Below are 20,985 nucleotides of genomic sequence, written 5' to 3'. Positions count from 1 at the left end.
TCATGGAAAGAACATTTAGCAAACTCACAGCGCGCACGAAACACAACCCTCAACCTCGGTCCCCTCGAGGGCCATCTGACGCAGGCGGATGTAGTAGATGGTCTTGATGCCCTTCTTCCAGGCGTAGATCTGGGCGCGGTTGATGTCGCGGGTGGTCGCGGTGTCCTTGAAGAACAGGGTGAGCGAGAGCCCCTGGTCTACGTGCTGCGTCGCCGCGGCGTACACGTCGATGACCTTTTCGGAACCGATCTCATAAGCGTCCTGGTAGTAGTCCAGGTTGTCGTTCGTCATGAACGGCGCCGGGTAGTACACGCGGCCGAGCTTGCCTTCCTTGCGAATCTCGATCTTCGCCGCGATCGGGTGGATCGACGCGGTCGAGTTGTTGATGTACGAGATCGACCCGGTCGGCGGCACGGCCTGCAGGTTCTGGTTGTAGATTCCGTGCTTCACAACGGATGCCTTCAGCTCGGCCCAGTCGGCCTGCGTCGGAATCGATACCCCGGCCTGGGTGAAGAGTTCGGCGCCGCGCGCGGTCGTCGGCTCCCAGACCTGGTCGGTGTACTTGTCAAAGAATGCGCCCGAGGCATAGGTGGAGTTTTCGAAGCCTTCGAAGGTGCGGCCACGTTCGATGGCGATGGCGTTCGAGGCGCGCAGGGCGTGGAACAGCACCGTGTAGAAGTAAATGTTGGTGAAGTCGATGCTCTCGTCGCTGCCGTAGTAGACGCGCTCGCGGGCGAGGTAGCCGTGCAGGTTCATCTGGCCGAGGCCGATCGCGTGAGAGCGATCGTTGCCGTCTTCAATGGATCGAACCGAGCTGATGTGGCTCTGCTCGGACACCGCGTTGAGGCCGCGAATGGCGGCATTGACGGTGCGTCCGAGGTCGCCGGAATCCATTGCGAGGGCAATGTTCATCGACCCGAGGTTGCAGGAGATGTCCTTGCCGATCTCGTTGTACGAGAGGTCCTCGTTGTAGGTCGTCGGTGTGTTCACCTGCAGAATCTCGGAGCACAGGTTCGACATGTTAATGCGGCCCTCGATCGGGTTCGCCGCGTTCACCGTGTCTTCAAACATGATGTACGGGTAGCCCGATTCGAACTGAATCTCGGCGAGGGTCTGGAAGAACTCGCGCGCCTTCATCTTCGACTTCTTGATGCGGGGGTTGTCGACCATCTCGTGGTACTTCTCGGTCACGGAGATGTCGGCGAAGGGCACGCCGTAGACGCGCTCCACGTCGTAGGGCGAGAAGAGGTACATCCACTCGTCATTCTTGGCCAGCTCGAACGTGATGTCGGGAATGACGACTCCGAGCGAGAGCGTCTTGATGCGGATCTTCTCGTCGGCATTCTCCCGCTTGGTGTCGAGAAAGCGCATGATATCGGGGTGGTGCGCGTGCAGGTAGACCGCGCCGGCGCCCTGGCGGGCACCGAGCTGGTTGGCGTAGCTGAAGGAGTCTTCGAGCAGCTTCATGACGGGGATGATGCCGCTGGACTGGTTTTCGATCTGCTTGATCGGCGCGCCGGCCTCACGAATGTTGCTGAGCAGCAGGGCCACGCCGCCGCCGCGCTTGGAGAGCTGTAGCGAGGAATTGATGCCGCGGCTGATCGACTCCATGTTGTCTTCGATGCGCAGCAAGAAGCAGGAGACGAGCTCGCCGCGCTGGGCCTTGCCCGAGTTCAGAAAAGTGGGGGTCGCGGGCTGAAAACGGCCGGCGATAATCTCTTCGACCAGGGTGACGGCGAGCTTCTCGTCGCCGGAGGCCAAGCCAAGCGCGGTCATGACGACGCGGTCTTCGAAACGCTCGAGGTACCGCTTGCCGTCGAAGGTTTTGAGCGTGTAAGAGGTGTAGTACTTGAACGCGCCGAGAAAGCTCTGAAAACGGAACTTCTTGGAGTAGGCCAGGTCGTTCAGGCTCGTGATGAACTCGAACGAGTACTGGTCGAGCACGGCCTGCTCGTAGTATTCCTTCTCAACCAGGTAATCCAGGCGTTCGCGCAGCGAGTGAAAGAACACCGTGTTCTGGTTGACGTGCTGCAAAAAGAACTCGCGGGCCGCCTCGCGGTCCTTGTCGAACTGGATCTCCCCGTTCGGGCCGTACAGGTTCAACATCGCGTTGAGCGAGTGGTAGTCCATGCTCGAGGGGGCAACGATGGGCGTGATCTTCACGGCTGTTGTTTCCAAAATTCTTCCAATCCGTCGTGAACGATGCGCACATCATCCGGTGTTCCAAATACTTCAAAGCGGTAAAGATGCGGCACCTTGCACTTGGCGGCAATGATGTCGCCGGCCAAGCAGTAGGTTGTACCGAAGTTCATGTTGCCGGCGCCGATGACGCCGCGAATCAGCGACCGGTTGGTCTCGTTGTTCAAGAACTTGATGACCTGCCTGGGCACGGCCCCGCCCACACTGCCGCCACCATAGGTGGGCACGCAGAGCACGAACGGCTCCGTAGCCACAAGCGGTTTTTCGCGCGCATACAGCGGTATGCGCGCTGCCTTCCGACCGAGTTTCTCGACGAACCGACGAGTGTTACCCGAGGTACTCGAGAAATACACGATGTCAGTCATCTGGATAGGCGATTCTGGTCGGGCCAGACATCCGGGCCAGTGGGGGCCTGCGGATGTTTGTGCTGATGTGAACTACGCGAGGCGGGCAGCGAGTGCGTTGATCTTGTCGGGGCGAAAGCCCGACCAGTGCTCTTCGTCGGTGATCACGACGGGCGCCTGCAGGTAGCCCAGAGCCTTGACGGCCTCCAGGGCGTTTTCGTCGACCGACAGGTCGAGCACCTCATACTCGATGCCCTTGTTGTCGAGGGCACGGTAGGTCGCCGTGCACTGCACGCAGGAGGGCTTCGTGTAAACGGTGATTGCCATGGTTATGGCCTTTCTTCTTGGCAGTTCAAGTCTAAATCTGTTCGACATACTTCGCAAGTATGTTCGATAAAACTCTGTGACCCCGGACGAGAATTTGTCAGAGATTACGGTGCAGATCATCGCGCAAAGTGAGCACGTATGCTGTCCGACCGTAGAGCCTGACCAGAGTTCTAATACTACATCTAGTGATCCCCGAGCTCAAGAGCCACTACATGCAGTAATTACAATTATGTAGTTATCCACCGACATTCCACATGTTGCACACAGTCCGGCAACTCAGAACTCCCCGCATTCCGCGGAATTACACCCGGTTATCCACAGGCACCGTTCTCGACTGTATTTTGCCTGTGGAATCGTAGTCGGCGTGTCGCACCCCCACCGTCGCGGGCATCCGCCGCTCGGCTGGGGCGCCGGCCAGGCACGCACAAACGGGCCGGTCCCCACCGAAGTGGCGACCGGCCCGTCAGGCGGTGCTGGCTAAGCGGATGCCTGCGCCCTACTTGGTCAGCGGCGACAGCTTCGGGTCATTGGCATAGGCCTCAGCCGCATTCTCCTTGGTCACGATCACCGGCGGCAACAGGAACGCGGGCACGATCTTGTTGCCGTTGTCGTAGGTGTCGTCGTTGGTCTCGGCGGTGCCTCCGGTCTGGAGCACCTTGACCATATCAATGGCCTGCTTCACGAGGACGCGGGTGTCCTTGTTGATCGTCGAGTACTGCTCGCCCGCCATGATCGACTTGACGGACTCGACCTCGGAGTCCTGACCGGTGACGACCGGGATGGGCTTGCCGGCTGCCTTCACCGAGGTGATGATGGCGCGTGCCAGGGTGTCGTTCGGCGACAGGACCCCGTCGAGTTCCTGGCTTCCGTAGGTGCTGGTGAGCAGCGAGTCCATACGGCTCTGAGCGTTCTCCGGCTTCCAGTCTGCGGTTGCAGTCTGCTTGATGTCGGTCTGACCGGAGGCCACAACGAGAGTTCCGTCATCGATCTTCGGCTGCAGCACGCTCATCGCCCCGTTGAAGAACACCGGAGCATTGGCGTCGGCAGAGTTGCCCGAGAACAATTCGATATTGTACGGCCCCTCGGGCTTCTTAGCGGCAAGACCATCCAGGAGTGCCTGACCCTGCAGTTCCCCCACCTTGAAGTTGTCGTAGGCCACGTAGTAGTCAACGTTGTCGGTGTTCAGAATGAGGCGGTCGTAGGCGATGACGATGGCACCGGCATCGTGGGCATCCTTGACCTGCGTGCCGAGCTGGCCGCCGTCCTGGGCTCCGATGATAATGACCTTGGCACCGTTCGTGACCATGGCGGAAATTTGGTCCTGCTGGTCCTTGACCGTGGTCGAGGCTCCGGCGTACTGCACGTCGCCCTTGAAGCCGGCCTCCTTGAGACCGTCTTCAAACAGACCACCGGCCAGCACCCAGTTTTCGCTCGTCTTCGAGGGGAGCGCAACGCCGATGACGGAGTCTTCCGGGAATCCGGCTGCGGCGCTGCCGCCGCCGGCCGTCTCCGGAGCTCGGCTGGAGCAACCGGAGAGCGCCATGAGCGCTACTGCGGCGACCGCTGTGACCGTGAGAATTTTTCGCATGTCAATCACTTTCTGTTCATTGGGTTAAAGGGTAGGCAGAGGGAAAATCATCAGACTGGTAGCGTTCGAAGAACGGCTCACGTTCAGTTGGCAGCGCTGTCGGCGGGCCGCGCCGAAGCCGGTGTGCCGGCATCCGGGAGCACTGCAGGTGGCGCCGTTGGCGGATCAGAAACCTTGCGGTTGCGGGTGAGCAGGCCGATGATCGATGGCCGGCCCTGGCTCTTGTTCCAAACGTCCACGCCCACGGCCACCAGGAGTACCAGTCCCTTGATGATCTGTACGAGGTCAGAACCTACGCCGAGCAGTTGCAGCCCGTTATTCAGTACGGCCATGACCAGACCACCCACGATGGAGCCGATCACGGTGCCAATACCACCCGACACCGCAGCGCCGCCAATGAAGACCGCGGCGATCGCGTCGAGTTCCCAGCTGAGGCCGTCCTGCGGCCCGGATGCCCCGGCGCGAGCCACGAAGATCATGCCGGCCAGGGAGGCCAGGATCGACATGTTCATCATGACAAGAAAGTTGACGCGTCGGGAGTTGACCCCCGAGAGCTCAGCAGCGAGTTTGTTGCCGCCTACCGCGTAGACGTGGCGCCCCAGGATGGTGTTGCGGGTGACGAAGCTGTAGAACAGCACGAGCACGCCGAGGATGATTCCCGACACCGGGAAGCTCGTGCCGACCCGCCCACCGGCGAAGAGGAAGGTCGCGTAGAGGACGACAGCGTCGAGGAGGCCGATCTTGAGCAAGCTGGCCCAGAGGGGGGACATCTCAGAGTGCATCGTTTTCTGCACCCGCCTGGCCCGCCACTCCCGCACGGCAATGGCAATCGCGATCAGAAAGCCGAGTAGCAGGGTGAGGTTGTTGTAACCGGTGGCCGGCCCCATCTCGGGCAGGTAACCGGCACCGATCACGGTGAAGCCTTCAGGCACGGGCACCGTGTTGGCGTTACCGAAGAACTGGTTGCCGCCGCGAAAGATCAGCATGCCGGCCAAAGTGACGATGAAGGCGGGAACCCCGATGTAGGCCACCCAGAATCCCTGCCAGGCTCCAATCACTGCACCGACGAGCAAGCCAAAAAGTACGGCCAGCGGCCAGGGAAAACTCCACTCCGACATCGAGGTCGCGACGACGATACCGGAGAAGGCGGCGACCGAGCCGACCGACAGGTCGATATGGCCGGCGATGATCACCATGACCATGCCGATAGCGAGAATGAGAATGTAGGAGTACTGGCTGACCAGGTTGATCAGGTTGCCCGAGGAGAGGGTGAGACCATCGGTCAGAATTTGGAATAGGACGATGATGGCGATCAGGCTGAACAGGATTCCGAACTGGCGAAGATTGTTCTTGCCGCGACCGAAGATCGACCTGCGGCCTTCGTCCTTTTTCGTATCGATCGGGGTCGTGTTGAAGCTCATATGCTGCGCACCTTTTTCTTGGCAGAGGTCATGCTTTTCATCAGGGATTCCGGGTCGGCATCGGCACCGTCAATGCAGTCGGTGATGGCGCCCTCGAAGATTGTGTAGATGCGGTCGGCCAGACCAAGCAGCTCCGGCAGCTCGGACGAGATGAGGATCACGCCTTTGCCCTGGGCGGCGAGGGCCTGAATGATGCCGTAGATCTCGTATTTCGCCCCGACGTCGATGCCGCGGGTAGGTTCATCCAGGATCAGGATGTCGGGGTCGGTGAACATCCACTTGGCCAGCACAACCTTTTGCTGGTTGCCGCCGGACAGTTTGCTCACGCCCATATCGACGTTGGGCGTTTTGATCCGCAGACTCTTGCGGTACTCCTCGGCGATCGAGTACTCCTTGGCATCGTTCACAACGGGGCCGGCCGAGATTTTCGACAACTTGGCCGAGACGACGGAGCGTTTGATGTCGTCGAGCAGGTTGAGTCCGAGCGCTTTGCGGTCCTCGCTGACGTAGGCGAGACCGTGCCCGATGGCCTCGCCGACGTTGCGCAGCTCGATCTCCTTACCGTCCTTGAAAATGTGGCCGGAGATGAAATTACCGTAGGAACGGCCGAAGATGCTCATGGCGAGCTCAGTGCGCCCGGCGCCCATCAGCCCGGCGATGCCGACGATCTCGCCGGTGCGCACGGTCAGGTTGGACCCTTTCACGACCATCCGCTCGGACATCTGAGGGTGTTGCACTGTCCAGTCGCGCACCTCGAAGAACACCTCGCCGATTTTCGGTGTGCGGTCGGGAAACCGGCTCTCCAGACTGCGGCCGACCATGCCGCGAATAATGCGGTCCTCGTTGACGCCGTCGGCAGCGATGTCGAGGGTCTCGATTGCTCGGCCGTCGCGAATGATGGTGATCGAGTCGGCGATCTGTTCGATCTCGTTGAGCTTGTGGGAGATCATGATCGAACTGATGCCCTTGCTCTTGAGCCCACGAATGAGGTCGAGCAGGTGTTGGGAGTCGGCCTCGTTGAGCGCGGCCGTCGGTTCGTCGAGGATGAGCACCTTCACCGATTTGTTCAGCGCCTTGGCGATTTCGACCAGTTGCTGCTTGCCAACGCCGATGTTCTTGATCAGGGTGTCGGGGTCGTCGCGGAGGCCGACCCGAGCGAGCAGCTCGTAGGCGGTTCGCTTGGCTCCAACCCAGTCAATGGCACCCCACTTGGTGGGTTCATTACCGAGAAAGATGTTCTCGGTAATCGAGAGTTCAGGAATGAGGGCGAGTTCCTGGTGAATGATGACGATTCCGGCCGCTTCGCTGGAGCGGATGTCCTTGAACCTCATCTCGGTGCCCTGAAAGATGATGTCGCCCGAATAGGAGCCGTATGGGTAGACCCCGGAGAGCACCTTCATGAGCGTGGACTTGCCGGCACCGTTCTCGCCGCAGATCGCGTGGATCTCTCCGGCCAGGACGGTGAGGGACACATCGGAGAGCGCTTTCACACCGGGAAACTCCTTGGTGATGGAACGCATCTCCAAGATCACGTGCTCAACCGGCATTGGTTTACTCCTCCGTCAGCGGTCATTGTGACCGTTCACATCGAAGTCTATGCTGGTCTCTGCGTCTAGCCATGTCAAGGGCTGTTAATAACGCTTAAGTAACGGCAGTCGGGAGACCGGCACCGGTCCGCTGGATCCGCGCACGACCAGTCGCGGGGCGATAGGGGCCGACGGCACTTCCTCACTCATTCCCATCTCGCCCAGGAGCGTCGCGAAAGCCAGACGGCCGATCGCATCGAAGTCCTGATGCACGGTGGTAAGTGGCGGCCAGCTGTGGCTGGCCACCGGAATATCGTCGAATCCGACCACGCTCACGTCACCCGGAACACTGAGCCTGGCGTCGTGCAAAGCGTGCAGCAGCCCCAGCGCCATCTCGTCGTTGGCCGCGAACACGGCTGAGAAGTCCCGGGATCGGAGCAACTCCTGACCCGCGAAATATCCAAAATCCGCGCTCCAGTCCCCCAAAATCGGCGGGTGAGTGATCAGGTCAGCGTCGTCAATCTCGAGCAGAAACCCGCGCATACGCGCTTCGGCCTCGTTCCAGTCCTGCGGTCCGGCCAGGTGCACGATCTCCCGGTGACCCAGATCGATGAGATGTCGGGTGGCCATTTTCGCGCCCAGGATCTGGTCGGCCGCGAGCGCCCGCAGATCATGCTTTCCGGTGGATTGCAGGCTGACGTAGGGAACAGCAATGTCTAATCGCTCGAGCACATCGAAGACTCGTTCCTGGGGAGCGATGATCACGAGGCCCTCGACCGCCTGATCGAGCAGGTGCTCCAATGCGTCCTCGATCGCAGCCGGGTCGGCGCCGCCCAGGTTGGCGGTGTCAACAAAGTACCCCTGCCGCCGCGCAGCATCCTCGATCGCGGCGACGCTCCGGGTCGGGCCGTACTGAGCGCTGGACGCGGTGAGAATTCCGATCGTACGGGACCGGCCCTTCGACAACGCCCTGGCCGCTTGATTCGGCCGATATTGCAGTTCCTCCATCACCTGGAGAATTCGGGCCTTCGTGGTCGCGCGAATGCTGGGGTGGTCGTTGAGCACGCGGGACACCGTCTGGTGTGACACCCCGGCCAGGCGCGCGACATCACGGATGCTGGGTGCGCGATCTTTGGGAAGATCTGCCGACATGGACAACCTTGCTCGCATGTGCACGGTCACAATTGTGAACGCAGGTCCATTATGCTCCCCGCCCGGTTTCTCGGGGATCCAGTTCTGGGTCTAAACGCGCCCGGCGCACGGTGCCGACAGCGCGTGACGAAGCCGGCAGAACAGGTCACACTGTAGGCATGCCCATTCTGAACAAAGACATGACCCTGTGTATTTCGCTTTCGGCCCGGCCGAGCAATCTGGGTACCCGGTTCCACAACTACCTCTACGAGGAGCTGGGCCTGAACTTCATCTACAAGGCGTTCGCCCCGGCCAACCTGGCCGACGCCATCGCGGGTGTACGTGGGCTGGGCATTCGCGGCTGCGCGGTGTCCATGCCCTACAAGGAAGACGTCATCGCACTCATCGACGAAATGGACGCTTCGGCTGCGGCCATCGACTCGGTCAACACCATCGTGAACGACGGCGGTCACCTGACCGCCTACAACACTGACTATTCGGCCGTGCAGCGCTTGCTAGTCCAGCACGACGTGTCGAGCGACTTCTCGGTGATCGTGCGCGGGAGCGGCGGCATGGCCAAGGCCGTCGCGGCAGCCCTGCACGACGCCGAGTTCACCCGTGGCACGATTGTCGCCCGCAACGAGGTCGCCGGCCGGGCCCTGGCCGCACTCTATGACTACGGCTGGGCGCCCGACATCGGCATGCTCACCGCTGACCTGATCGTCAACGTCACGCCGGTGGGCATGGCCGGCGGTGCTCACGCCAACGACCTGTCGTTCCCCGACACGGCGATCAAGGCGGCGAGCCTGGTCTTCGACGTCGTGGCGTCCCCCGCCGAGACACCGCTCATCGTGGCGGCGCGAGCGCTCGGCAGGCCCGTTATCACGGGGGCCGAGGTGGTGGCCTTGCAAGCCGAGGAGCAATTCTTTCTGTACACGGGCATCCGTCCTACCCCCGATCAGGTGCGCTGTGCCGCCGCTTTCTCCCGCCAGCCCTGAACCTTTTTTGCACAGCGACCGGGCCCGGAACGTGGGCGCAGCTTATAAACTGCGCCGGCGTTCGCACTGCGAGCCTGGGCGCGAAAACATGCGGGCTCAGGCCCGGGGCAGTGCGCTCTCGAGGTCGGCGATGAGGTCGGCGATGTCTTCGATGCCGACCGACAGGCGCACGATGTTGTCGGGAACCTCCAGCTCGGTGCCGCGCACCGAAGCGTGCGTCATCTCCGAGGGGTAGTTCACGAGCGATTCGACCCCGCCGAGCGACTCGGCCAGCTGGAACAGGTGCATCGACTCGGCGAACAGGCGCGCAGCAGCGGCACCACCGGCGAACGCAACGGAGATCATGCCGCCAAAGCCGGACATCTGCTTTTTCGCCAGCTCATGGCCGGGGTGGCCGGGCAGGCCCGGGTAGAAGACCTGCGCGATCGCGGGGTGACCGTCGAGATACTCGGCGATGGCCTGGGCGTTGCTGCAGTGGCGGTCCATGCGCACCGAGAGCGTCTTGATGCCGCGCACGGTGAGCCAGGAGTCGAGCGGCGCCGACACCGGTCCGGCCGCGAACTGCAGAAACTGGGCCTTCTCGTGCAGCTCGTCGTCGTTGATGATGAGCGCGCCGCCGAGCACATCGGAGTGGCCGCCAAGGTATTTGGTAGTCGAGTGCACGATGACGTCGGCGCCGAATTCAAGCGGATGCTGCAGCGCCGGTGATGCAAAGGTGTTGTCGACGATCGCGACCACGCCGTGCCGGTGCGCGATCTCGGCGAGCGCCGCGATGTCGCTGATCTTCATGAGCGGGTTGCTCGGTGTCTCGACCCAGAGGATTCTGGTCTCCGAGCGGATAGCCGCTTCGACAGCCTCGAGGTCGCTCATCTCCACCGTGGTGTTCGTCACGCCCCAGGCGGCATGCACCGTGTTGATGAGGCGGTGGGTTCCGCCGTAGACGTCGTTGCCGAGCACGACGTGATCGCCCGGCTTCAAAATGGCGCGAAGGATGGTGTCTTCTGCAGCGAGGCCGCTCGCGAAGGACAAGCCGTGCTTGCCGCCCTCGAGCGCGGCAAGCAGGGTCTCGAGCACGGTCCGGGTGGGGTTACCTCCACGACTGTACTCGTAGCCGTCGCGGAGGTTGCCGATGCCGTCCTGCACGTAGGTGGAGGTCTGATAGATCGGCGGAATGACGGCGCCAGTGGTCGGATCGAATGCCTGACCGGCGTGGATGGCGATCGTGTCGAACTTCTGAGTGTTATTCATGGCGCTCCCTCTGTGAAAAAAATGTTCAGGCGCTCAGGTAGCTGAGCAGGTCGTGCCGGGTGATGACGCCGAGCGGTTTACCGCCGTCGGTCACGAGCAGCGCGTCGTGCTCGGCGAACGCGGCGCGCGCGGCGGCAACGGGTTCGTTGACGCCGATCAGCGGGAGCGCGTCGCCGACGATGGAGCCAACCCGGTCGGTGAGCTTAGCGTCACCGGAGAAGACGAGGTCCATCAGGGCGCGCTCATCCACGGCGCCGAGCACCTCGCCCATGACGACGGGCGGTTTAGCGCTTAGTACGAGCAGCTGCGACACACCCTGACTCGTCATGGTCTCGATCGCATCGTGCACCGTGTCACTCGGGTGCACGTAGACCAGGGCCGGTAGGCGACCAGTCTTCGATTCCAGCAAATTGGCGACTGCGTGACCGGCGGGAGCGTTGCTGAACCCATAGCTGCGCATCCACCCGTCGTTGAAGATCTTGCCGAGGTAGCCGCGGCCGCCGTCGGGCAGCAACACGACGATCGTGTCGTCGGGGCCAAGCCTTTCGGCCGCGCGCAACGCGGCCACAACGGCCATCCCGCTCGAGCCGCCGACGAGGATTCCTTCTTCGAGGGCGAGCCGGCGGGTCATGGCGAAGGCGTCGGCGTCGGAGACGGCGATGACCTCGTGCACGACGGTGGGATCGTAGGCGCCCGGCCAGAAATCCTCGCCGACGCCCTCGACGAGGTAGGGACGGCCGGTTCCCCCAGAATAGACGGAGCCTTCCGGGTCGGCACCGATGATTCGCACGGTGTCACTGGAGACCTCGCGCAGGTAGCGGCCGGTGCCGGTGATGGTGCCGCCGGTTCCGACGCCCGCGACGAAGTGGGTGACTGTTCCGTCGGTGTCACGCCAGATCTCCGGTCCGGTGGTCTCATAGTGGCTGAGCGGGCCGTTCAAGTTGAAGTACTGGTTGGGCTTGAAGGCACCGGGAATATCCCGGGCCAGCCGGTCTGAGACGCTGTAGTACGATTCGGGGTCGTCAGGCGCAACCGAGGTCGGCGTCACGACGATCTCGGCGCCGTAGGCCGTGAGCACGTTGCGTTTGTCTTCGCCCACCTTGTCGGGCAGAACGAACACGCACTTGTAGCCGCGCTGCTGCGCCACCAGGGCCAGGCCGACACCGGTGTTGCCCGAGGTTGGCTCGACGATGGTGCCGCCCGGCTTGAGCAGGCCGTCGCGCTCGGCGGCATCGATGATGCGCACCGCGATGCGGTCCTTCGCCGAACCGCCCGGGTTGAGATATTCAAGCTTCACAAGCACCGTTGCGCTCACTCCTGCGGTGACCTTGTGGAGTTTGACTAGCGGGGTGTCACCGATGAGGTCAAGAATGGTGTCTGCGATCTTCATGGAAATTCCTTCTGTCGGGCTGCGCGCCAGTTGGCAGGCGCGGCCTCGGGGTTGCTCACCGGGTAAGCGGTGGCCGTCACGAGCGCAGGGATCGGCTAGTGACAGCAGCAACACGACGAATGAACGGGCACTTTTCGATCCTAACGGGCAGCGCCAGCCAGCGACCAGCCTGAGAAATGACTGTGAGGGCAGCATCGGGGGAAAGAACAGGAGCGCCTGATACGTTCGAAGGGAAGTAGCACCAATAGAGAGGCCACACGTGACCCCCCAGCCCGGCTCCCCCGCGAATAAAGCGTCAATCAAGGATGAACGTGCCGCGAAGCGCGCGAAAAAGCTGGAGGAATACCACCGCCAGCAACAGCGCGGCAAGCGCAATCGCCTGATCGGCGTCATCGGTGGTGGGGTGGCCATCGTCGCTATCATCGCCCTGGTGGTGACAGCGTTCGTGTCGACCCCGAAGGCTGCGAACTATGCCGGCGGCGGGGCCGGTAACGCATCGACGATCGACGGGGCCGAGACCTTCTCCAACACGGCCGGCCACGTCAAGACGGCCGTCACGTATGAGCAGACGCCGCCCGCCGGCGGCGAGCACAACGCGGCCTGGCTTAATTGCGGAGTCTACGAACAAGCGGTTCCGAACGAGAATGCCGTTCACTCGCTCGAGCATGGGGCCATCTGGGTGACCTACGACGCGGCGATCTCCGACACCGAGCTGGAGACGCTCAAGGCCCAACTGCCGTCGAGCTACGTCATCCTCTCGCCGTTCGAGGGCATTCCCGCGCCGATCGTACTGAGCGGCTGGAACTCGCAGCTGCAGGTCGACCGCGCCGATGACCCGCGCATCCCCGAATTTTTCACGGAATTCTGGAAGAGCACGAACGTGCCAGAAAACGGTAGCCCCTGCTCGGGCGCGATCGACGCCCCCGGCAAGGTCTCCTAGAACACACGCGCACCGTGACTTCAGCCAGCCCACAGGCCACAGCGGATGCCCACCCGTCCCACGCGCGCCGGTCGCTTCTGCGTGCCCTCATCGTCACGGCGATTGCCACGGCGCTGATCGTCGGTGCTGTGGCCTTCTCGATCGGGCGGCTGAGCACGATCGTCGATGCGACACCCGGCACGACCAGCGCCGAGGCTGGCTTTTCTAGGGACATGCAGGAGCACCACAACCAGGGCGTCGAACTCGCACTGATCATTCGTGACCGTACCGACGATGCCCCCGTGCGGCTGCTCGCCTACGACATTGCTACGACGCAGGCCCAGCAGAGCGGGCAGATGTCGGGGTGGCTCGCCGTCTGGAACCTCCCGCAGTTCGCGCCGGAACCCTCCATGACCTGGATGACCCGGCCGACACTGGAGGGCGAGTCGCACGATTCGTCGCACACGGCCGATTCCGGCGCCGCACACGTCGCCGGAGAGCCGATGCCCGGGCTCGCGACCGCCGCGCAGATCGCGGCGCTCACCGCGGCGTCCGACATGGAAGCGGAGCGGGAGTTTCTCGTCATCATGATCGCCCATCACCGGGGGGCGATCGAAATGGCCGAGGCCGTGCTGGACCGCAGCACAAATGCGACCGTGCAGGCCTTCGCAACCTCGGTGGTGCTGAGCCAGGAATCCGAGATCGACCTGATGACCGGTATGCTCGCCGAACGCTCCTAGCTCGCCCCCGACGATCCCGGGCCCACCATATGAACCCGGGGCCCAATCCTCCCCCACTCCCGTACACACGAGTTCCGTGCAGAATGCCAGGCGCAGAATCATTTAGTGCGAAAAATTTGCGCGCGGGGGAGCAGGGAGTGGGGGCTATGGTGCGGAATGTTAGGGGGCCGGGAGTCGCTCGGGGGCTTCGGAAGGGACGAGGCTCGACGTGATCTGGCGGGCGTAGAGGCTCGCATAGACGGTGCCGCGGGCGAGCAGTTCGGCGTGGGTGCCGCGCTCGACGATGCGGCCGGCGTCGACGACGAAGATCACGTCGGCGCCGACGATCGTCGACAGGCGGTGGGCAATCGCGATGGTGGTGCGACCGTGGCTCGCAGTGTCGAGGGCGGCTTGCACCACGCTCTCCGAGAGGGAATCGAGCGCGCTCGTGGCCTCGTCGAGGATGAGCACCGGCGGGTCCTTGAGCAGCACCCGCGCGATGGCGATGCGCTGCTTCTCGCCGCCGGAGAGCCGGTAGCCGCGCTCCCCGACCATCGTGTCGTACTTCTCGGGGAACGAGTCAATCGTGTCGTGAATGTTGGCGGCGCGCGCGGCAGCGACCAGCTCGGCATCCGTTGCCTCGGGTTTGGCGTAGCGCAGGTTCTCGGCGATCGTCGCGTGGAACAGGTAGGTCTCCTGGCTGACGATGCCGATGTGCGACACCAGCGACTCCTGCTGCAGGTCGCGCACATCGACACCGGAGAACATCACCCGGCCGGCCGAGGCCTCGTAGAAGCGCGGAATCAGGTATGACACCGTGGTCTTACCGGCGCCCGACGGACCGACGAAGGCCGCGAACTGGCCCGGTTCGATCATCAAGGACACGTCGTCGAGGGTCGGTCGGGCATCACCGCCGGCATCCGGGTAGTTGAAGCGCACGTGGTCGAATTCAACCCGGCCTCCATCGGAGCCGGCCGACGGCACGAGCGCCGCGTCCGGCTTGTCGCTGATCGCCGGCTTCAGGTCGAGGTACTCGAAGATGCGTGCGAACAAGGCTGATGAGGTTTGCAGGTCGAGCGCGACGCGCATGAGTCCGAGCAGCGGAAAGATCAGTCGCGCCTGCACGGTGGTGAACGCCACGATCGTACCGGGCGTGATGTCGGTCGTGCCATTGAACACGAGTGCCCCGGCCACGAGGTAGACGATCGCAGGAATGGCCGATAGGAACACGCTCACCGTGGCGAAGAACCACTGGCCGCTCATCTGCTGACTCACCTGCAGGCGCACCTGATTGCGGTTCTCTTCAGCGTAGCGTTCGATCTCGTTCTGCTGCCTGGTGAAGCTCTTCGACAGGAGGATGCCAGACACGCTCAAGGTTTCCTGCGTGATGGCGGTCATGTCCGACAGCGATTCCTGGGTCTTGCCAGCAATGCGCGCCCGCACCTGGCCGACGCGGCGCTGGGCGAACACCAGAATGGGCATGAGTACCACCGCCACGATCGTCAGCTGCCAGTTCAGCAGCAGCATCGCCACGAAGGCGGCGATCACCGTGACGGTGTTGCCGAGGATGCTCGAAATGGTGTTGGTCAGCACCGTCGCGACACCGCCGACGTCGTTTTGCAACCGCGATTGAATGACACCGGTCTTGGTTTTGGTGAAGAAGCTGAGCTCCATCGCCTGCAGGTGGGTGAACAGCCTTACGCGTAGGGCGCCCATGACTTTGTTGCCTACCGTCGCGGTAAGCCAGGTCTGCCAGACACCGAGCAGCGCATTGACCAGGAATACACCGAGCATGAGCGCAACGAGAACGCCGAGAACCGAGAGGTTGGGGGTGCCGCCGGCGGGAAACAGTCCGTCGTCGAAGGCGCGCTGGGTGAGGAGCGGCGGCACCACCGACAGAGCGGCGCTGACCAGAACGAGTACGACGGTGACGACGAGGGTGCTGCGATGCGGGGCGAAAAGTGCGCTGATACGTCGCAGCAGGTGCGGGATGCGCGGGGCGAGGGCGTTCTCGGCGCGCTGCGCCGCAGCATCCGCTCCACTAACTCGCTTGCGCGGGCGCTCGACGCCCGCCTGCTGCCGCGAACCCGGGCCCGGGCCCGGAGCACCGTGCATTCCACTCATGCATTCACTCTAAAGCTCAATGCAGATCGCCCAAAACGGATGCCCGCAGCCGACCGGCCCGCGGGCATCCGTTCCCGCACGAGCGCGCATCTAGCCCTTGGTCGACCCGGCGAGCAGGCCGCGCACGAAGAACCGCTGCAGGGAGAAGAACACGATCAGCGGAACCAGAATCGACAGGAAGGCACCGGCTGTGAGCAGATGCCAGTCCTGCCCACGCGCACCGGAAAGTTCGGCGAGCAGTTTGGTCATCGGGGCGACCGCGCCGTCCGCGAAGATCAGTGCCACCAGCAGGTCGTTCCAGACCCAAAGAAACTGGAAGATGGCGATCGACGCGATGGCCGGCATGGTCAGCGGCAACACGATGCGAAAGAAGATCTGCCCGTGGCCGGCGCCGTCGACCCTGGCCGCTTCAATGACCTCACTCGGTATCTCCGAGATGAAGTTGTGCAGCAGGTAGATGGCCAGTGGAAGAGCGAACATCGTGTGCGCAATCCACACCTGCGAATAGCCGCTGCCCGGGTTTAGCGCTGCGACCACGGGGTAACCAAAAATCGTACCACCGGAGAAGAACTGAAGCAGCGGCACCAGCGCCATCTGAATGGGCACGATCTGCAGCGCGAACACTGCGATGAACATGGCATTCTTGCCCCGAAAGTCGATCCAGGCGAAGGCATAGGCCGCGAGGCTGGCAATCATCAATGGGATGAGCGTAGCTGGCAGGGTAATGGCGACCGAGTTAATGAAGGAACCGGCCAGATTGAGCTGGCTGTTTCCGGCAGCCAGCGCAGCTGTGTAGTTGTCGAAGGTGACCCCGGTGTTGGTGAAAATGGTCCACCAACCGGTGCTACGCACCTGCTGCGCCGGCCGGAACGACGATACGAGCAGGCCCAGCGTGGGGATAGACCACAGCACCGCGATGATGAGCGCCCCAATGGTCGCCCCGCGGCTGGTGAGCCGTTTTTTGGTGTTGCGGGCGATTGGCGACTCCATCCGGCGAACGCCGCGTCGCAGTCGCCGCGTGGTCTGGGCGTCAACGGGAAGTCTTACGGGCATGACGGAGCTCATCGGATTTCCCTCTGCTTCTTGATCTGGCGGGCGTTGTAGATGACGATCGGCAGCACCAGCAGAAACAAGACCAGGGCAAAGGCGGCTGAACGGCCCTGCTCGAAGTTCTTGAACTGGGTGTACATTTCGTTGGCGACGACGCTGGTCTCGTTAGACCCGGCCGTCGTGGTGCGCACAATGTCAAAGACCTTCAGCGACACGATGGAGATTGTCGTCAAAACGACGACGAGGGCACTGCGGATGCCGGGGACCGTCACGTTCACGAACTGCTCCCAAGCGTTGGTGCCATCGAGCTCGGCCGCCTCCATCTGCTCGGTCGGTACGCCCTTGATGGCGGCAGACAGCACGACCATGGCGAACCCGGTCTGTACCCAGATGAGAATCACGATGAGAAACAGGGTGTTGAACGGGGACACAGACAGAAAGTCGACCGGCTGCCCGCCAAACATGACCACAAGCTGGTTCAGCAGGCCGATCTGCTCCTGGTCGGCCGGGCGGGCCGTGTAGACGAAACGCCAAATAATGGATGCTCCCACCAGCGAGATGGCCATCGGCATGAAGACCAGAATCTTGAAATACTTCTCACCTCGGCTCTTGTCGATGAACACCGCATACGCGAGACCGGCGACGGTCGAGATGGTCGGAACGATCAGCACCCAGACAATCGTGTTGAGCACGATGCGCACGTTCTCGGGCTGCGTGAAAATCCAGGCGAAGTTGTCCAGGCCGACGAACCGGTCACCGCGAGCGCTCATGAAGGCCTGCACCGTGGTCTGAATCGTCGGAATCACCAAGCCGATGGCCAGCAGGAGCACGGCCGGGGCAAGGAAACCGACCAACTGGAACAGGTAGCCAGCGCCCTTGCGCGAGCGGTAGTCGATGTAAAAGAAGCCGAGGCCCAGTACGCCGGCACCGATGATGGCCCACGTATAAGAGTTACCGACCAACAGAATGAGCAGCGGTGCCAGAACGCAGACGGCAAGACGGATGATCGTGTAGATCCGACCAGAGCGTGGGGCAATCTCAACGAAGAACAAGATGGCACCAACGACGACACCAAACGCCAGGATCACGATGGGGACTTGTGCCAGCGCTGGTAGTTGCGCCAACCAGGAGAAGAATGCGGACATCTGAAACCTTTCGAGTACGACAGTGGACCCTGGAGATCACGTATGAACCGGTGAAAACGTGTCGATAACGTACACCTCCAGCGCGAGGTGTGCCGCCCGTTTCTGATCGCGGGCGGCACACCGATCATGCTTATGGTGCTGGAGGTTGAGCTACTTCGACGGCCAGCCTGCCTCGATGCTGGTGAGCACCTCGGAGGTGGGTGTTCCGTTAATCCAGCTGACAATGCCCTTGAAGAAGGTTCCGGATCCGACCGCACCTGGCATCAGGTCGGAGGCGTCAAAGCGGAACGTGGTGTCAGGGTCCTGGAGGATCCTGATCGATTCCGCGAGGATCGGGCTGTCGACGAGTTCGGGGTCGACACCGGTGTTGGCGCTAATACCGCCGCCGATCGACACTAGGCTATTCGCCCACTCCGGCGTCGACAGATACTCCTGCACCGCCACGGTGTCCGCGTCATCGGCGAAAGCACCGACAATCTCGCCACCGCCGGTCACCGCCTGGCCACCGGCTTCGATCGACGGGGTCATGAACGCCCAGATGTCGGCATCCGGGCCAACCTTGCCGCCAGCGTCGCCGAGGAAACCGTCGAAGAAGGATGCTTGGTGGGTCAGGGCGCAAGTGCCGTCAACGATAGGCGCGGCAACATCACCGAAGGGGGTGCTATTGATCGACTTCACGTCGCCAAAACCGGCGTTCACGTAGTCCGGGTTGAGCAGGATTTCGCCGACGGAGTCGAAGGCTTCGGCGATGGCGGGGTCAGTGAACGGAATTTCGTTGTTTAACCACTGGTCGTAGACGTCCGGGCCAGCCTGACGCAGTACGAGGTCTTCGACCCAGTCTGTTCCCGGCCAGCCAGTTGCATCACCGGAGCCGAATCCGGCGCACCACGGCGCCGCTCCGGTTTTTTCCTGAATGGTCTTAGTCACGGCCAGAAGGTCGTCCCAGGTCTCGGGAACTTCCACACCCCACTCCGCGAATTTGGTGGGAGAAAACCAGATAAAGCCCTTGAGGTTGGCCTTGAACGGGGCGCCGTAGAAGACGTCTTCGACCGTGCCGTACTTCTTCCAGTCGGCCGACCAGTACTCGTCGACGTTTGCTTCGACGGCGGCTGGAGCCTTCTTGATAAACCCGCGGCTAGCCAGGTCGGCGAAGAGACCGGGCTGGGGGAAGATTCCAATGTCGGGAGGATTACCGCCCTGAGCTCGGATGGAAATCTGAGATTCGAACTCTTTCGAAAATTCATACTGAATGTCGATGTTGTTGTCTTTTTCCCACTCGGCCCAAGACTTTTCGAGCGCCTCCGCTTCGAAATCGGCGATCGTGCTGTATATGGTGACGACACCGTCGCCCTCGGCTCCGGCGTCATCGGTGGTTGACCCGGGGCCGCCGGAACAACCGGCCAGGGCCAGACCAGCAATCGCCGCCATGGCAATCGGTGCTGTAATTCGACGGTGCAGGAAAGGCCGCATCTTGTTTCTCCTCATTGAGTAGTGCCGGATCGAGTGGTGCTGAATCGAGCAGTCCTTGAACGGTGGCGATCAGTCGCGAACAACGTGAATGTGGCCACGGATCGGGAACCGGTTCCAGACCCTAAAGTACGTTGGCGTATCGGCGTTGGCAAGGCGGTGAATGTAACGGAACGGCAAAGATTTTGATTTTCTTACTGCGTGGCATAAGAGTTTACAGACACCGTCTCAGATAAATCAAGGGCCTTCATGGAACCGGTTCCAGACTTGGTGAAAAGGCGCTAGCCTGTTCCCAACAGTCCCATGGACGGAGGCCGAATGAGTGCGATCGCCGATGTTGCGCGCCTCGCAGGCGTCGCGAAGGCCACAGCCAGCCGCGCGCTGAGCGGTCACGGCTACGTCTCCGCAGAGACCCGAGACAAAGTCATCGCCGCCGCCCGCGAGATCGGCTATGTCGCTTCACCCAATGCCGCCAGCCTCGTGACCGGACGCACCCAGAACGTCGGCGTCATTATTCCATTCATCAGCCGGTGGTTCTTCGGCGAAGTCCTCGAGAGCCTGGAGCAGGCGCTCCTCGTGCAGGGTTACGACATGACCCTGTACAACCTGCCGCCCGCCTCCCCCGAGCGCGACCGGGTGTTCGATTTCTTTCTCGCCCGCAAACGCTTCGATGGCATCATCTCGGTCGGAGTGGCCTTGAGCGAGCAGGAAGTCGACCACCTGCACCGCCTCGGCCGACCGCTGGTCGGCATCGGTGGACCGATCCGCGGCGTTCCCACGATCGAGATCGACGATGTTGCATCAGCCCGACTGGCCACCGAGCACCTGCTCAGCCTCGGGCACCGCGACATCGTGCACGTCGGCGGGAGTCAAATCGATGAGATGGACTTTCACGTGCACAGCAACCGACTGCGCGGTTTTCAGGCGGCAATGGTAGCCGCAGGATTATCGGTGAGCGGATGTTTCTATGCCGCCGAGTTCACCATGCCGGGTGGCTACGAGCGCGGCCTGGCCCTTCTCGGCGATCCTCGCCGTCGTCCTACCGCGATATTCGCGGCGAGCGATGAGATCGCCTTCGGGCTGATTCTGGCGGCGCGGGAACTGGGAATTCGAGTTCCAACCGAGCTCAGTGTGATCGGCATCGACGGTCATCCACACGCCGAGATGTTTCGGCTCACGACCCTGGTCCAATATCCGCGCGCACAGGGCGAGCTCGCCGTGCGCATTCTGCTCGCCGAACTCGGAACCCGTGGCGGCGCAGCAGAATCAACCGTTCTGCCGACCAGCCTCGTGATTCGAGCGAGCACGAGCGCGCCGCGAGCCCGGCCGCATTGACGACACAAAAATAAGGGGCGTCGTCTCCTCACGGAAACGACGCCCCTCACGCGC

General features: G+C 62.3%; 17 protein-coding genes. 4 read left to right on the top strand and 13 right to left on the bottom strand.

Annotation, left to right across the window (positions count from 1 at the left end):
• Positions 1-24 precede the first annotated feature (24 nt).
• The 7 genes from nrdE to E3T47_RS07990 all read right to left on the bottom strand — a co-directional run bounded on the left by nrdE (position 25) and on the right by E3T47_RS07990 (position 8,557).
• On the bottom strand, positions 25-2,130 hold the full coding sequence (gene nrdE, locus E3T47_RS08020; RefSeq protein ID WP_134555673.1) for a class 1b ribonucleoside-diphosphate reductase subunit alpha: 2,106 nt from the start codon (positions 2,128-2,130) through the stop codon (positions 25-27).
• 29 nt (positions 2,131-2,159) lie between these two features.
• The gene (gene nrdI, locus E3T47_RS08015) at positions 2,160-2,564 is read right to left on the bottom strand and encodes a class Ib ribonucleoside-diphosphate reductase assembly flavoprotein NrdI (RefSeq protein ID WP_134555553.1); all 405 of its coding nucleotides are present in this window, start codon (positions 2,562-2,564) and stop codon (positions 2,160-2,162) included.
• Between the two features lie 72 nt (positions 2,565-2,636).
• Positions 2,637-2,870 carry a glutaredoxin-like protein NrdH gene (gene nrdH, locus E3T47_RS08010; RefSeq protein ID WP_035880942.1) on the bottom strand — a complete coding sequence of 78 codons (234 nt, stop codon included), beginning with the start codon at positions 2,868-2,870 and terminating at the stop codon, positions 2,637-2,639.
• Positions 2,871-3,366: 496 nt separating this feature from the next.
• On the bottom strand, positions 3,367-4,458 hold the full coding sequence (locus tag E3T47_RS08005; protein WP_134555672.1) for a substrate-binding domain-containing protein: 1,092 nt from the start codon (positions 4,456-4,458) through the stop codon (positions 3,367-3,369).
• An 83-nt stretch (positions 4,459-4,541) separates the two neighbouring features.
• Positions 4,542-5,879 (bottom strand): multiple monosaccharide ABC transporter permease, encoded by a 1,338-nt coding sequence (gene mmsB / locus E3T47_RS08000; RefSeq protein ID WP_134555552.1) that lies wholly within the window; start codon positions 5,877-5,879, stop codon positions 4,542-4,544.
• The gene (gene mmsA / locus E3T47_RS07995; protein ID WP_134555551.1) at positions 5,876-7,426 is read right to left on the bottom strand and encodes a multiple monosaccharide ABC transporter ATP-binding protein; all 1,551 of its coding nucleotides are present in this window, start codon (positions 7,424-7,426) and stop codon (positions 5,876-5,878) included. The genes mmsB and mmsA overlap by 4 nt, the downstream gene beginning before the upstream one ends.
• A gap of 84 nt (positions 7,427-7,510) precedes the next feature.
• Positions 7,511-8,557 carry a LacI family DNA-binding transcriptional regulator gene (locus tag E3T47_RS07990; RefSeq protein ID WP_134555550.1) on the bottom strand — a complete coding sequence of 349 codons (1,047 nt, stop codon included), beginning with the start codon at positions 8,555-8,557 and terminating at the stop codon, positions 7,511-7,513.
• 158 nt (positions 8,558-8,715) lie between these two features.
• Here E3T47_RS07990 and E3T47_RS07985 point away from each other — a divergent pair, with 158 nt between their 5' ends.
• Positions 8,716-9,534 (top strand): shikimate 5-dehydrogenase, encoded by an 819-nt coding sequence (locus E3T47_RS07985; RefSeq protein WP_174844651.1) that lies wholly within the window; start codon positions 8,716-8,718, stop codon positions 9,532-9,534.
• 96 nt (positions 9,535-9,630) lie between these two features.
• Here E3T47_RS07985 and E3T47_RS07980 read toward each other — a convergent pair whose 3' ends face one another.
• Complete coding sequence (locus E3T47_RS07980; RefSeq protein ID WP_134555549.1) at positions 9,631-10,782, bottom strand: cystathionine gamma-synthase; 1,152 nt, start codon at positions 10,780-10,782, stop codon at positions 9,631-9,633.
• 25 nt (positions 10,783-10,807) lie between these two features.
• Complete coding sequence (locus tag E3T47_RS07975) at positions 10,808-12,172, bottom strand: cystathionine beta-synthase (protein ID WP_134555548.1); 1,365 nt, start codon at positions 12,170-12,172, stop codon at positions 10,808-10,810.
• 259 nt (positions 12,173-12,431) lie between these two features.
• On the opposite strand from E3T47_RS07975, the gene E3T47_RS07970 reads away from it, so the two are divergent.
• Positions 12,432-13,112: a DUF3105 domain-containing protein gene (locus E3T47_RS07970; RefSeq protein ID WP_241982073.1), complete on the top strand. Its 681-nt coding sequence runs from the start codon at positions 12,432-12,434 to the stop codon at positions 13,110-13,112.
• A gap of 14 nt (positions 13,113-13,126) precedes the next feature.
• Positions 13,127-13,831: a DUF305 domain-containing protein gene (locus E3T47_RS07965; RefSeq protein ID WP_134555546.1), complete on the top strand. Its 705-nt coding sequence runs from the start codon at positions 13,127-13,129 to the stop codon at positions 13,829-13,831.
• Positions 13,832-13,990: 159 nt separating this feature from the next.
• On the opposite strand, the gene E3T47_RS07960 is transcribed toward E3T47_RS07965, so the two are convergent.
• The 4 genes from E3T47_RS07960 to E3T47_RS07945 all read right to left on the bottom strand — a co-directional run bounded on the left by E3T47_RS07960 (position 13,991) and on the right by E3T47_RS07945 (position 19,599).
• Entirely contained in the window at positions 13,991-15,925 is a 1,935-nt protein-coding gene (locus tag E3T47_RS07960) for an ABC transporter ATP-binding protein (protein WP_134555670.1), read from the bottom strand.
• Positions 15,926-16,024: 99 nt separating this feature from the next.
• On the bottom strand, positions 16,025-16,999 hold the full coding sequence (locus E3T47_RS07955) for a carbohydrate ABC transporter permease (RefSeq protein ID WP_134555545.1): 975 nt from the start codon (positions 16,997-16,999) through the stop codon (positions 16,025-16,027).
• Positions 16,996-18,129, bottom strand: coding sequence for a carbohydrate ABC transporter permease (locus E3T47_RS07950; RefSeq protein WP_134555544.1), 1,134 nt, complete (start codon positions 18,127-18,129; stop codon positions 16,996-16,998). Before E3T47_RS07950 ends, E3T47_RS07955 begins: the two co-directional genes overlap by 4 nt.
• 150 nt (positions 18,130-18,279) lie before the next feature.
• Positions 18,280-19,599 (bottom strand): ABC transporter substrate-binding protein, encoded by a 1,320-nt coding sequence (locus tag E3T47_RS07945; protein ID WP_134555543.1) that lies wholly within the window; start codon positions 19,597-19,599, stop codon positions 18,280-18,282.
• 315 nt (positions 19,600-19,914) lie between these two features.
• Between E3T47_RS07945 and E3T47_RS07940 the strand changes: the two genes are divergently transcribed.
• A complete protein-coding gene (locus E3T47_RS07940) occupies positions 19,915-20,931 on the top strand; it encodes a LacI family DNA-binding transcriptional regulator (protein WP_134555542.1) in 1,017 nt (338 codons plus the stop codon).
• Positions 20,932-20,985: the final 54 nt, after the last annotated feature.

It is taken from the genome of Cryobacterium ruanii, from assembly GCF_004404055.1.
Classification (GTDB): domain Bacteria; phylum Actinomycetota; class Actinomycetes; order Actinomycetales; family Microbacteriaceae; genus Cryobacterium; species Cryobacterium ruanii.
Note: the sequence above shows the minus strand (reverse complement) of the source record. Positions and strands in the feature narration are given on the sequence as shown.